The organism is Wenjunlia tyrosinilytica, assembly GCF_014646055.1.
GTDB lineage: Bacteria > Actinomycetota > Actinomycetes > Streptomycetales > Streptomycetaceae > Wenjunlia > Wenjunlia tyrosinilytica.
On sequence record NZ_BMMS01000005.1, the window covers coordinates 176,412 to 189,088 of the forward strand.

Genomic DNA, 12,677 nt, shown 5'->3' on the forward strand with positions numbered 1-12,677 from the left:
GCCGCCCATGGCCAAGCCCCGCGTTTTCGTCAGCCACAGTTCCAACTCCTGTGACTGCGCGGGGAACCGGTGCGGCGACTACCGGGACGCCGTCGTCGAACTGGTCCGTGACTGCGGCTGCGTACCGGTCCACGACGGGCATCTGCTGGACGTCGGGGACGACTGGCACGCCAAGGTCATGGCGGAGCTGCTGGGCTGCGAGGGCGCGGCCATCGTCCTGTCTCCGCACGCTCTGAAGTCGCCCAATGTCATGGAGGAGGCCCTGGTCGCGATCGCGCTCCACGAGGCGACCGGGGGCAGGTTCCGTGTCATGGTCGTCACGCTCCCCTCCACGAGCCGCCGCGATCTGAAGGGATCCCTTCTCGAGAGACTGAACCTGCGCAGGTTCGACATGGCCGACTGGAAGCGGGATGCCGGGCCCGGCCGACCACCGCAGCGGCTGCGCAACCTCCTCGAGCCGCTGGCCGAGGAGTACGGTGCGCTGCCCTTCCCCCGTGTCACCGAATTCATCGCCGAGCTGATCAAGGGGCTGGCGCCACCCGTCCTGCTCGAGACCGCGCAGCTGCTGAAGGTGGCCGCACCCACCTCCATGAAGGAGCATCTGCGGTATGTGGTCTCAGCGGGACTGCTCAGCGAACGGCCCGTCGAGGGCCTGGGCGCGGAGTGTGCCCTCCGGGAGGCCCTGGGCCGTTTTCTGTACCTGCTCACCGAGCGCGAGCGCCGCCAGGAGATCGTCGACGTCGTCGTGCCCTTCGCCCGGGTGCCGACCGCGGCGGCCCGTCAGCTCCACGCCCTGGTGGAGGCGTCGCGCCCGCAGGGCCGGGTCGCGCTGCTGTCGGCGCAGTGGCCCGCCACCGCCGACATGTATGTCCGCCGGGCCAGTGAGATGCCGACGCGCTGGGTGATGCACAAGCCGGTGGCGCTGTCCGGGGCGCGTTTCACGGAGGAACTGGTCGAGGACATAGCGGGCTTCCTGTCGGACAAGCTCTGCCACGGGATGCCTTGCGGGGCCGAGGATCTGCGCCGAGTGATGGCCCGGCACGAGAAGGAGAAGGGGCCCATCACGATCGTCCTGCACCTCCAGCCGGATCCCGAGCTGCTGCGCACACTCGTGGCGGAGTTCCCCGGGCTGCTGTTCGTCTTCGTCCACAGCCGACTCGGTCCTGGCGAGGCGGCGACGGCGGCCACCCACCTCCAGTCGATGCCGCTCGGCCAGGAGCAGGACATGCTCATGACCCATCACGACTTCAGCGGATGACTTCGGGCTCCGGACCACCCGGACGTGGCGGGCGGCCGCGCGAAGCACACGGCCTTGTGCCCGGCGGACGGGGGTACCGCCGGGCACAAGGGCACCGAGGGCTGCCCACTTCTCGCGGGCCCTGATTGCACGGTGCGCGGACGCGCTCCGCTTTCGCGGATGCGTTCCGCTTCCCCGTGTCTTCGGCCTGTCCTCGGTGCCAGGTCCAGGACATCACCTCGGCGGGTGGGGCCATAGGGCCGACAGGCCGGTCATGGGGGCCGACCGGCCCTGGCGTCGGCGGACGGGCCCCTGTAGGCGCGCGCACTGTCCCGGCCCGGGGCGGGAGACGAGGTGATGACATGCCGCGTGCTGCCGCTCACCGAGGGGTCCCCGCGCTCTCGCGTGCGGCGCCCAACGCGCGGGCGGCTCAACGCGGTTCATCAGCGCAGTTCGTCGGCGATCATCCCCAGGAATCCGGCGAACTCGGCCTGGGCGAGGGGATCGGGCACCGCTTCCGGCAGCGCGCGCCCCGCCAGGACGATGTGCTCCCTGATCCGGTCCTCGAGCCAGGTCCGGCCGCCGCACTCCTCGATCAGACCCGCGATGCCTTCGAGTTGTTCGAGGCTCGACTCCGCGCAGTCGTCGTAGTAGGCGGCCAACTGGTCGCGGGCCGGTCCGCCCGACTGGAGGGCGAAGGCCACGAACGATCGGCTCTTGCGCCGTCGCAGGTCCGCGAAGGGATCCTCCAGCGACTCCCGCGAGGTGCCCCAGACACCCTCCCAGTCGTCGAAGTACGCCATCGCCATACCCGCGTGGTAGCCAAAGCTCTCCGCCGCCGCGATCTCCCTGTCCGTGGCGCCTCTCACCAGCGCGCCCGCCATGGCCACGCCCGCGGTGGGGAACGCGATGGTGCTCTCCAGCAGGTCCACCGACTCCTTGAGGTCGGCCCGCGAGGAGCCCTCGGACCGCAGGTCGCGGATCTGGCCCGAGCAGCATTCCCGGATCGCGTACGCCGCTCGGCGGCTCAGTTCGACCGCGACACGCGGCGGCTCCTCGGCCAGCAGTTCGAAGGCCAGGCAGTGGAGCGCGACTCCGACCTGTACGGCCGACGGCACTCCGAAGACGGTCCACACCGTCGCACGCCCCTTGCGGATCATCTCCTGGTCGACCACGTCGTCGTGCACGGTGCCCGCTGCCGACATCAGCGTCCCCGCCAGGGCCGCATTGCGCGCGCCGTCCCAGTCCTGCTTGCCACTGCCCGCGCACAGCAGCGTCACCAGCGCGGGCCGCCGCCGGAAGCCGACCGGCACGGAGGGCCGCCCGTCGGCGTCGACCCAGCCGAAGTGGTACTCCGCCATATGCCTGACGGGCTCGCTCAGCCTGGCGACCGCCTCGCGCAGCGCGGGCTCCATATAGGCGATGACCTCTTCGGTGACCTGCTGTGACGTACGTTCGGTCCGCAATGCGGCCTCCGGCAGTGTGAGGCGGGAACGAGTGGCGGACGCGGCCGGACGCCCGCTGAGCACGAGCAGCGGGGGGCCGCGTCGGCGCGGTCACACTCTGTTCCCCACGAGGGCGCCGTCCCAGTCCTGGATTCACCCATAGGGACGGCCCCGGACCGCCACGGGCCGCATCAGGGCGGCGGTGAGCGATAACCCATCCGAAGTAATCGCTCAGACGTTCGAGCAATCACGTATCCTGAAGGTCATGACCCTTCACCTTCAGGCTTCCCTCTTCGGCGGCGCCGAAGAGGCCGGCCTGGGTGGGCTTGATCACCTCCAGCGCAGGACACTCGCCGACGGCGCGTGGATCGACGTCCTTCCCGGCTGGCTGAGCGGCGCGGACACGCTGTTCGAGCAGCTGGCCAACGATGTGCCGTGGCATGCCGAGGAGCGCAGGATGTACGACCGCGTCGTGGCGGTGCCGCGGCTGCTGGCCTTCTACAAGGAGGACGACCCCCTGCCGCACCCGGTCCTGACCGACGCGCGCTCCATGCTGAGCGAGCACTACCGCGCCGAACTGGGAGAACCGTTTCGCACGGCGGGCCTGTGCCTCTACCGGGACGGCGGAGACAGCGTGGCCTGGCACGGCGACAGGATCGGCCGGGGCGACAAGGAGGACACGATGGTCGCCATCCTCTCCGTCGGAGAGCCACGTGTCCTGGCGCTGCGGCCGCGAGCGGGCGGCGGCCCGACGATCCGGCAGGCGCTCGGGCATGGCGATCTGATCGTGATGGGCGGATCGTGCCAGCGCACCTGGGACCATTCGATCCCCAAGACGGCCAAGCCCGTCGGCCCGCGCATCAGCGTCCAGTTCCGCCCCTCGGGCGTCGGCTGACGCGGCTCGCCCGGCGCTTCAGTCGGCCAGGGCGAAGGGCTCGGCGTACGCGAAGCGGCCGACCAATGAGGGCCTGTACGCGGTCAGCGGCCGGACCTGGAAGTACTCACCCCACGCGGGGTCCGGCGCGGTGATGCCGTACTCCGTGCTCGCCCGGAACCCGTACCGGCCGTAGTACGCGGGGCTGCCGAGAAGGGCCACCAGTGGCTCGTCCCGTGCGTCCGCCGCCCCCAGCACGGAGTGGACGAGCGCCAGGCCGACGCCGCGCCGCTGGTGGTCGGGGTGCACGCTGAGCGGGCCGAGCCCCAGGACCGGGGCACCGTCGATGTGCGCGCGGGTGCAGACCACATGCCCGACGACCTCACCATGCCCGACGGCGTCACCGTCGCCGCCCACGGCCACCATCGACAGCGAGGGCAGCCACCCGTCGCAGGTGCGCAGCGCGTCGAGGACGGCGACTTCGACGGGTACCGGAGTCCGCGGCCGGGCGAAGGCCGCCGCGGTGACGGCACGGACGGCGGGGACGTCGGCGGGGGCTTCACGTCGGATCAGCACCGGCACAGTCTTGGGCTGCGGACGGTGGCGCCGCAAAGGGATTTCGGCTCCGGCCACCCCCGGCACGCGCAGGTGTCCGCCCCCGATGGCTTCGGGGGCGGACACCTGCGTCAGATCGTCGCCGCGGGCACCGGATCGGCGCTCACGTCATCGCCGCGGGCAGCGGGGCGGCGTCAGCACGTCTTGTAGCCGTGGCCGTAGCGGTCCCAGCGGCACTCGTCCAGCCTGGAGCCGCGGTCGTTGCGCAGGACCACCTGACCGCGCTGGTTGTCGTACAGGTGCCGGTTGCTGCCCTGATAGACGTCACTGCGGTTGTCGCGTCCGGACCCGGTGTGGACCACGACCTCTTCGCCCGTGCGCAGCCGCAGCCGGTCGAAGGTGTACGTGTGTCCCTGGCGGTCGGTGATGGTGTAGTCCTCCAGTTGCACGGAGCGGCGGCCGTTGTTGACCAGGGAGACCCATTCGCCGTTCAGGCTCCGGTTGCGCTGCAGGTCGACTCCGCGGGCGTCGTACTGGATGGCCTCGAACACGACGGCGCCCCGCCTGCCGCGGCCCCAGCCGTCACCGCGGCCGCGGTCCCAGCCGTCGTCACGGGGGTCGCGGTCCCAGCCGTCGCCACGGCCGCGGTCCCAGCCGTCGTCACGGGGGTCGCGGTCCCAGCCGTCGTCACGGGGGTCGCGGCCCCGGCCGTCGTCACCGCGGTCCCGGCCGGCTTCGCCGCGGTCGCGCCCCCGGCTGTCGTCGCCGCGGTCGCGGTCGTGGTTCCAGGCGTGGCGGCCGCCCTCGCCGCGTTCGCGGCTGTGGTAGCCGTGGTCACGGCCGTCGGCGGTCGCGGGCAGCGCCGCGGCGCCGAGCAGGGCGCCGGCGGCCAGGAGGATGGCGCTGATTCGACGAGTACGGGACATAGTGGCCCCACTTTCTTCTCCGGGACACGGCGTTGCCGGGCCCCAAGGACTGGTACTCGCTTCCTCACCCGGAGGAAGCGGAATCAGGTCTATCGCTTCCGGATCGGGCGAATCACCCAACACCGCCCCCTGTTACCGAGTCAGGACATATCCACCACACGGCCACGCGGCGGCCGGACGGCCGAACGCCCTTCGCCGTTCGGCTCGATTCCGTCGGCGGATCCACCACGAGGACAGCGATGCGGGCCCGGTCAAGGGCCGTGCGGCCCCTGGATCCGCCGCGGGGAACCTTGGCCCGATCCTGCGGGTCGCACTTCCGCCAAGGGGCCGGTGGGGATGAACTGTGCAAGCCTGTGCTGCACACGGTGCACGACACATCACAATGAGTGAGGCCGCGCCACAAGCGCGGGCCATGACTCCCCGCCGGACCACTCGGACGCAGGCGACGCCCCCGTCGGTCACCACCGGCCACCGGGTTCTCCGGCACCCACACCCCCGTAAGGAGCAGGCATGCCCGTGCGCTATCTCCGGGTTCACAGCAAACACACCGTGATACCGGACGACGCGAGCCGTCCGGCCGCGAAGCGGCAACCGATCCCCGACCCCCCGGCGAAGGGTGTTCACGTCGACGGGGAACAGCGCATCGCCTGGGTGGCCGGCCGCCGGCTCACCCTGACCTTCCTCGAGTTCGAGCTCCTCGCCTATCTCGTCGCCCACCCCCGCCGGGTCCACACCCGTGCCCAGTTGATGGCCGCCGTGTGGGGCCAGCCCCCGGTGGGGGACATCCGCACCGTCGATGTGCATGTGGCCCGCCTGAGGCGCAAGCTCGGCCCCGACCATCGAGCCACGATCGCCACGGTCCGCCAGGTCGGCTACACCTTCGACCCGCGCCTGGCGAAGTCATGAGTTGCCCGGCTTTGATAAGGGTGCGGCGCCGGTTCTAGAGTCATGGCATGGCCACAGACGAGGGGACCGTCCGGATCGACAGCTGGATCTGGTCCGTGCGGCTCACGAAGACCCGCTCGATGGCCGCCTCGGCCTGCCGCGCGGGTCACGTGCGCGTCAACGGCGAACGCGTCAAGCCGGCCCACGCGGTCAGGACGGGCGACGAGGTACGGCTGCGCCACGCCGGACGCGACAGGATCGTGGTGGTCTCCCGCGTCGTGAGGAAGCGGGTCGGGGCGGCCGTCGCCGCGCAGTGCTTCGTCGACAACAGCCCGCCCCCGCCGGCGCCCGAGACCGTCGCCGCGGTCGGCCACCGCGACCGCGGCGCGGGGCGTCCGACGAAGCGCGACCGTCGGGAGATGGAGCGCCTGCGAGGCGTCTGAGCACGCGGCGAAAGGCGTCCGGAAACATCTGCCGAGAAAAGAGTTCAGCCGTTCTCCGCGTCCGTGCGGCGGCCCGAAGGTCCATGGGTGCGTTGGTACGGGTCGGGGCCATGCCGGAGTCGAGTGGACCGAGTACGGCGCTGAACGGCCCCGTGACCGCGGACGATGCCGAACTGGCCGTGCGGCTCGCGGTGACCACCCTGCATGCGGCGAGGGACGCGGACTGGAGCACTGCGCCGAGGGTCTCGGGCTGCCCTGGGAGCCGCCCGCCGATCCCTGCGGGCGGACACCGGCCCGCCTGTTCCCCGACGCGGCGCGGGACACCGACCGTTGGCGCACACTGCTGTGGGCCACGGACCGCACCGAACTGCCGGGCCACCCCCGGCTGATCTCCTGGCGCTGGTACGGCGCGCCCCGCGGCCCGGCGCCGCGCCGTAGGCGCGGAGTCCACCTCCGCGCGGGTCCGATCGTCCTGCGTCTTGAGGGATCGTCGTCAGGGACCGCCTTCACGAACCGCCTTTACCGACCGCCTCCACCGACCGCCTCCGCTGTGGGCGCATCGCCCGCGGAAATCCGCTCACTTCCCGGTCGTTGTTTGCGGTGCTGGGGTGACAGGGGACTATGCCTACAGGCACGATGGTGTATGACCGTGCGGCCTACGGTGCGTGAACGGGCAGTGTCCGTATGCCGCCGCCACCTTCGGGTTGAATACTGCGGTGCGGCAGGAGGAGGGCGCGGGCGATGGCAGTGGGAAAGGTACGCCGCCTGCCGGGACTGCCGTCGGCGGTCGGACGGCTCCGCGGCACCAGACGTGCCGCCGAACCGGACAAGGCGCTGTGGCACGCCGCGTGGGGGGCTCATGTGGAGCTTTCCTGCCGGCTTCCGCTCGCGGCACCCGAGGATCTGGCCTTCTACGCCGACACCGATCTCCACGAGGACGCCGAGGCGATCGCCCTGGCCGTCGCACGTCTGCTGACAGCGGGCACACCCGGTCCGGCCCTGAGGCACGCCGCCGAGCAGGCGCAGTCGGCCCTGCGCGCCCTGGCGTCCTGCAGCGGCTCGGCGCTGGTGGCCGCGATGACGTCCGCGGCGCCCGGCCTTCGAGCGCTGAACCAGCAACTGCGTGACCATGTCGGCTCCGACGTGATCATTCCCACCAGCCCCTGGAACAGCCCGGGCAGAACCCAGTCGTAGCCTCGCGGAACTCCCACCGCCCTGCCCGCCGGCGGCCGTTCACCCCTGCCCTCCCGGTTGTGCTGTGCGTCACCAAGTGAGCACAGTCGGCCCCGAAGCCGTAATCCTGTAGGAGCGCACGGCCGTGGTGGGGCCGTGCGCACGGCTCGCAGAGAGCACCGAGAACAGGGGGGCGGGAGCGTGACCGGTGATCCGGATTCCCGTGGTCGACGCGTCGTCGGGCTGCGTGGCCTACGGCTGGCACGGCGTCATGCCGGGGCTCTGACACTGCTGGTACTGCTGATCGTGTGTGCGGCGGCGGCCGTGTGGCCGCTGCTCTCGTTGATGTAGGGGTCCGGCGCGATGACGCAGCCGCATCGATGCGGGTCGTCGAGTGCCTCTGCCGCTCGAGGTCGAAGGAGCCGTACGTGGGCCTCCCGACCGGCTGGCAGGTGTTGAAGGCGCCTGTACCGGTACGCCTGTACCTGTACACCTGTACCGGTGGTGCTGCTGCCCGCGGGCCCTGAGCGCGGTCGGCAGGACCCCGTCGGCGAACAGGCGCTTCCCGCCGCCGAGTACGAGGTCCGGGCTTGCTTGCCGAGTGCCCTCTCGAGGGCCTTCTCGAGCCCCTCTCTCCGTCGGACTCCTTCGCGGCGTGGAACTCATCGGTCCTCGGAGCGTCGGCTCCCAAGGGGAATAATCTGAAGATTTTACGCATATCACCCATCCGCCTCCCCCTCTGATCCGTATTCCTTTGTAGTCGCCTTCAGGAAGGAGAAGATCATGGGGCTCTTCAGCCACGTGACTCCGGCACACCGGCGTCACCATGACAAGGGAACCTCGAAGACCTCGAAGAGCACGGTCACCAAGCGTCGTCGTCACCGTCGTCGCACGTCGTCGCATTCGCACGGCTGATGACGTCGGGGCCGACCCGATCCGGGGCCGGGGGCCCACTCCCGGCCCCGGTTGTCACCGCGCTCTGCCAGGACACGTGAGATGAAGCGCGTCGTGCGGTCCGCTCTGCGGCGGCTGCTGTACGTGGCCGAGGACCACAACGCCGTCGTCGCGGCGGCGCCGCCCATCTCCCTGCCGGACGTCTTCCGGCGGTTCTGGCCCTACACCCGCGGTGGCCGGCGCTGGATCGTGCTGATCATCGCCTTCAGCATGATCGGGCCGGTCATCGAGGCGGCCGAGATCTGGCTCTTCAAGATCGTCGTGGACGACATGCTCGTCCCGCACGACCTGGGGCTGTTCGTGCCGATCGCGGGCGCCTATCTCGGGCTGACCCTGCTCTCGGGCGTTTTCGCGTTCGGCGACGATGTGACATCCGGCTGGGTGAGCGAGCGCTTCCTGCTCACCCTGCGGTCGGATGTGTTCCGGCATGTCCAGGGCCTGTCGCTGGGCTTCTTCGAGCGGCGGCGGCTCGGTGACCTGCTCTCCCGCGTCACCGGGGACATCGACACGGTCGAGACCTTCCTGCTCTCCGGCATGTCGAACGCCATCTGGTACGGAACGCAACTCGCCGTCTTCCTCGGCCTGCTGTTCTACCTCCAGTGGGATCTGACGCTGCTCGCCCTCGTCATCGCGCCGATGTTCTGGTTCGCCGCACGGCGCTTCTCCCGCCTCATCAAGGCCGCCTCGCGTGAGCGCCGCCGCCGCAGCGGCTCGATCAGCGCGATCACCGAGGAGGTGCTCGGCAATGTCGCCCTGGTGCAGGCGTACAACCGTCAGGACTGGGAGCACGGACGGTTCGAGCGCGAGAACCGCGGCAGGTTCGAGGCCGCCATGGCCTCGACAAGGATCCGTGCCCTGTTCGGGCCGGTCATCGACCTCATCGAGATGATCGGCGCGCTGATCGTCATGGGCCTGGGCACATGGGAGCTGGCGCGGGGGCACCTCTCACTCGGTGGCCTGATGGTCTTCCTCGGACTGCTGAGCAGGCTGTACAGCCCGATCCGCGATCTGTCGCGCCTCAACAACACCTTCTACTCGGCGTCCGCCTCCGGGGAGCGGATCATCGAACTGCTCGACCAGCACCCGCAGGTCGTCGAGGCGGCCGACCCCGGGCTGCTGGGGCGCGCCCGCGGGGACGTGGAGTTCGACGCCGTCTCGTTCAGCTATCCGCAGACCGCGCAACCGGCGCTGCGGGGCGTCTCGTTCCGGGCGGCACCCGGTGAGACGCTCGCCGTGGTCGGGCCGAGCGGCGCCGGGAAGTCCACCGCCGCCAAGCTGCTCCTGCGCTTCTACGACCCGGACGCGGGTGCCGTACGGATCGACGGGATCGACCTGCGCGATCTGCGGCTCCGCGAACTGCGTGACAACGTCGCCGTGGTCCTCCAGGAGACCCTGGTCTTCCACGGCACGGTGCGGGACAACATCGCCTACGGCCGCCCGGACGCGAGTGAGGCGCAGATCCTCGCGGCGGCCCGCGCCGCGGACGCGGACGAGTTCATCGGCGAACTGCCGGAGGGCTACGACACGCTGGTGGGCCAGCGCGGGCGGCTGCTGTCCGGGGGGCAGCGTCAACGCCTGGCGATAGCCCGCGCCATGATCCGTGACGCGCCCGTCCTCATCCTGGACGAGCCGACGACCGGGCTCGACGCCGAGTCGGGGCGGCGGATCCTGGAGCCGCTGCGACGGTTGATGCACGGTCGGACGACGATCGTCATCTCGCACAACCTGCTGACCGTCCGCGACGCCACCCGGATCGTGGTGCTGGACCACGGCCGGGTGGCCGAGGACGGAACCCACGACGAACTGCTCGCCCACCGCGCGGCGTACGCGCGGCTGTACCGGCTGCACGGACCCGCGGACGGCGCGCCCACCCTCACGGTGCTGTCATGACCGAGACCAAGACCGGGACAAGGGCGGTTCAGCTGCCTCCTCTGCCCCCCGGGACGGCAGTGGCCCCCGGGTACGAGGTCCTGGCCCATCTGTCCAGGACCGGCTGGCTGGACCTGTACGACACCTGGAGCGAGGAGCGGATGTGCCGCTGCGTGGTGAAGGTGCTGCGCCCGGATCGCAGGGACGAGCCGAGGCTGCGCCGGCGCCTGGTGCGGGAGGGACGATGGCTCGAGGCGTTCGCGCACCCCCATCTGGTGCGGGCGTACGAGACGGTGGAGTCGCCGGAGCCGTTCGTCGTCCTGGAGACGCTCACCGGGGAGACCCTCTCGCATCTCGTCCACCGCCTGCGGCACCGGATGGCCGCCCGGGACGTGGCGTTCCTCGGCCTGCATCTGTGCTCCGCGACGCACTACCTGCACAGCCGGGGGCTGCTGCACCTGGACATCAAGCCGTCGAACGTCGTGGTGGACCGCCGCCTGGCGAAGGTGCTCGACCTGAGCGTCGCGCGGGCGCCGGGGCCGGCGCCTCCCGGGGTCGGCACCTTCTGCTATCTGGCTCCCGAGCAGGCACGCGGGGGGACGCTCTCCTGCGCGGCGGACGTCTGGGGAATCGGCGTGACGATGTACGAGGTCGCCACCGGTGAGGTCCCCTTCGACGAGGGCGAGACCTACGAGGTCGGCGGCGACGTGAGCGACGGGACGTCCCTCGGATCCGCGGCCGGGGTGCCTGCCGGCCGGTCGTGGCAGTCCGCGGTCGGCGGGGACGGCTGGTATCCGCAGCTCGAGGACCGCGCCCCGCCGGTCGGGTCCCGGCGCAACCTTCCGCGCGGACTCGCCGAGGCGATCGACCGCTGCCTCGAGCCCGGCCCCGGGGACCGGCCGACGGTCGGCGAACTGGCGCAGACCCTGGACGGGCTGCTGCCGTACGGCCGGCGCGATGTTCCCCAGGAGCCGGAGGCCGACTGAGGCGGGCAACCGTCGCGGTCACCGCTGACGTCTCCGGTGCGGGTCGTCCACGTCATCCGCGGCGGCCGGACGTCGCCGACGTGGTCACCGCGCCGGGCGGGGCTCCCCTCGTCAGGGCCCAGCCCGGCGCGGCGGGTTCACAGGCCCATCGATTTGGCGATGACGCTCTTCATGACCTCGCTGGTGCCTCCGTAGATCCGGAAGACCCGGTTGTCGGTGTAGAGGCGGGCGATGGGGTACTCCAGCATGTAGCCGTATCCGCCGTGCAGTTGCAGGCACTTGTCGATGACGCGACCGGCGGTCTCGGTGCAGAACAGCTTGACCTTGGCGGCGTCGGCCACGGTGAGCTCATCGGCCTCGGCCAGATCGAGCGCGCGGTCCACCATCGCCTCCGCGGCCTCGACCTCGGTGGCGCAGTCGGCGAGGACGAACTTGGTGTTCTGGAACTCCGCGACGGCCCTGCCGAAGACCTTGCGGTCCCTGACGTACGCCAGCGCGAACTCGACCGCCGCGGCCGCCGCGGCGTAGGCGCTGACGGCGATGCCGAGGCGCTCCTGGACGAGATTGCTGGTGAGGTACTCGAATGCCCGCCCCTCCTGGCCGAGCAGGTTCTCCACCGGCACCCGCACGTCGGAGAACGACAGTTCGGCGGTGTCGGAGCTGCGCAGGCCGATCTTGTCGAGCTTGCGGCCGACCGTGTAGCCGTCGCTCCTGGTGTCGACGCAGAGGATGGACAGCCCTTCGCGGCGGTTCTGTCCGGCGGGGCTGGTGCGGGCCACGACCAGGACGAGGTCGGCGAGCATACCGCCGGTGATGAAGGTCTTGGCCCCGTTGAGGACGTAGTGGGTGCCGTCCTCGGACAACGTGGCGCTGGTGCGGATCCCGGCGAGGTCGGAGCCGGTGCCGGGCTCGGTCATGGCTATCGCGGTCATCAGTTCTCCGCTGACGAAGCCGGGAAGCCAGCGCCGCTTCTGCTCCTCGGTCGCGTAGGAGAGGAGGTAGGGCAGGACGAGCCCGGTGTGCACCCCGGAACCGCCGAACGAGACTCCGGCGCGCATCAGTTCCTCGGTGATGACGGCCTGGTACTTGAAGCCGCCGATGCCGGCGCCGCCGTACTCCTCCGGGACCTCGATACCGAAGACGCCGAGCTCGCCGAGCTTGAGGTAGAACTCGCGCGGCGCGTGCCCGGCCTCTTCCCACTCGGGGTGGACGGGCACGACCTCCTTGGCGATGAAGTCCCGGACGGTCTCCCGGAACGCCTGGTGGTCCTCGTTGTAGACGCTGCGGCGCATGCCTGTTCCTCTTGTCGGAAAAGCCGCGCCTCCACCGG

Annotated in this window: 10 protein-coding genes and 1 pseudogene; 7 read left to right on the forward strand and 4 right to left on the reverse strand. The window is 70.9% G+C overall.

The window, feature by feature from the left end; translation table 11 throughout:
• Nucleotides 1-7 precede the first annotated feature (7 nt).
• A complete protein-coding gene (locus IEY86_RS07615) occupies nucleotides 8-1,258 on the forward strand; it encodes a toll/interleukin-1 receptor domain-containing protein (RefSeq protein ID WP_189130759.1) in 1,251 nt (416 codons plus the stop codon).
• A 422-nt stretch (nucleotides 1,259-1,680) separates the two neighbouring features.
• On the opposite strand, the gene IEY86_RS07620 is transcribed toward IEY86_RS07615, so the two are convergent.
• On the reverse strand, nucleotides 1,681-2,703 hold the full coding sequence (locus IEY86_RS07620; RefSeq protein ID WP_189130760.1) for a polyprenyl synthetase family protein: 1,023 nt from the start codon (nucleotides 2,701-2,703) through the stop codon (nucleotides 1,681-1,683).
• A gap of 244 nt (nucleotides 2,704-2,947) precedes the next feature.
• Between IEY86_RS07620 and IEY86_RS07625 the strand changes: the two genes are divergently transcribed.
• Nucleotides 2,948-3,577: an alpha-ketoglutarate-dependent dioxygenase AlkB gene (locus IEY86_RS07625; RefSeq protein ID WP_189130761.1), complete on the forward strand. Its 630-nt coding sequence runs from the start codon at nucleotides 2,948-2,950 to the stop codon at nucleotides 3,575-3,577.
• An 18-nt stretch (nucleotides 3,578-3,595) separates the two neighbouring features.
• On the opposite strand, the gene IEY86_RS07630 is transcribed toward IEY86_RS07625, so the two are convergent.
• Both IEY86_RS07630 and IEY86_RS36275 read right to left on the reverse strand, forming a co-directional pair.
• Complete coding sequence (locus IEY86_RS07630; RefSeq protein ID WP_189130762.1) at nucleotides 3,596-4,132, reverse strand: GNAT family N-acetyltransferase; 537 nt, start codon at nucleotides 4,130-4,132, stop codon at nucleotides 3,596-3,598.
• A gap of 173 nt (nucleotides 4,133-4,305) precedes the next feature.
• The gene (locus IEY86_RS36275) at nucleotides 4,306-5,037 is read right to left on the reverse strand and encodes a lamin tail domain-containing protein (protein WP_229698223.1); all 732 of its coding nucleotides are present in this window, start codon (nucleotides 5,035-5,037) and stop codon (nucleotides 4,306-4,308) included.
• Nucleotides 5,038-5,601: 564 nt separating this feature from the next.
• On the opposite strand from IEY86_RS36275, the pseudogene IEY86_RS07640 reads away from it, so the two are divergent.
• The 5 genes and pseudogenes from IEY86_RS07640 to IEY86_RS07660 all read left to right on the forward strand — a co-directional run.
• Nucleotides 5,602-5,943, forward strand: a pseudogene (locus IEY86_RS07640) (winged helix-turn-helix domain-containing protein); the annotation flags it as partial.
• Nucleotides 5,944-5,990: 47 nt separating this feature from the next.
• Nucleotides 5,991-6,365: an RNA-binding S4 domain-containing protein gene (locus IEY86_RS07645; RefSeq protein WP_189130764.1), complete on the forward strand. Its 375-nt coding sequence runs from the start codon at nucleotides 5,991-5,993 to the stop codon at nucleotides 6,363-6,365.
• A 741-nt stretch (nucleotides 6,366-7,106) separates the two neighbouring features.
• Nucleotides 7,107-7,559, forward strand: a complete 453-nt coding sequence (locus IEY86_RS07650) for a hypothetical protein (protein WP_189130765.1) — start codon at nucleotides 7,107-7,109, stop codon at nucleotides 7,557-7,559.
• A gap of 975 nt (nucleotides 7,560-8,534) precedes the next feature.
• The gene (locus IEY86_RS07655) at nucleotides 8,535-10,382 is read left to right on the forward strand and encodes an ABC transporter ATP-binding protein (RefSeq protein ID WP_189130766.1); all 1,848 of its coding nucleotides are present in this window, start codon (nucleotides 8,535-8,537) and stop codon (nucleotides 10,380-10,382) included.
• The gene (locus IEY86_RS07660) at nucleotides 10,379-11,347 is read left to right on the forward strand and encodes a serine/threonine-protein kinase (protein WP_189130767.1); all 969 of its coding nucleotides are present in this window, start codon (nucleotides 10,379-10,381) and stop codon (nucleotides 11,345-11,347) included. Before IEY86_RS07655 ends, IEY86_RS07660 begins: the two co-directional genes overlap by 4 nt.
• 137 nt (nucleotides 11,348-11,484) lie before the next feature.
• On the opposite strand, the gene IEY86_RS07665 is transcribed toward IEY86_RS07660, so the two are convergent.
• The gene (locus IEY86_RS07665; protein WP_189130768.1) at nucleotides 11,485-12,639 is read right to left on the reverse strand and encodes an acyl-CoA dehydrogenase family protein; all 1,155 of its coding nucleotides are present in this window, start codon (nucleotides 12,637-12,639) and stop codon (nucleotides 11,485-11,487) included.
• Nucleotides 12,640-12,677 lie beyond the last annotated feature (38 nt).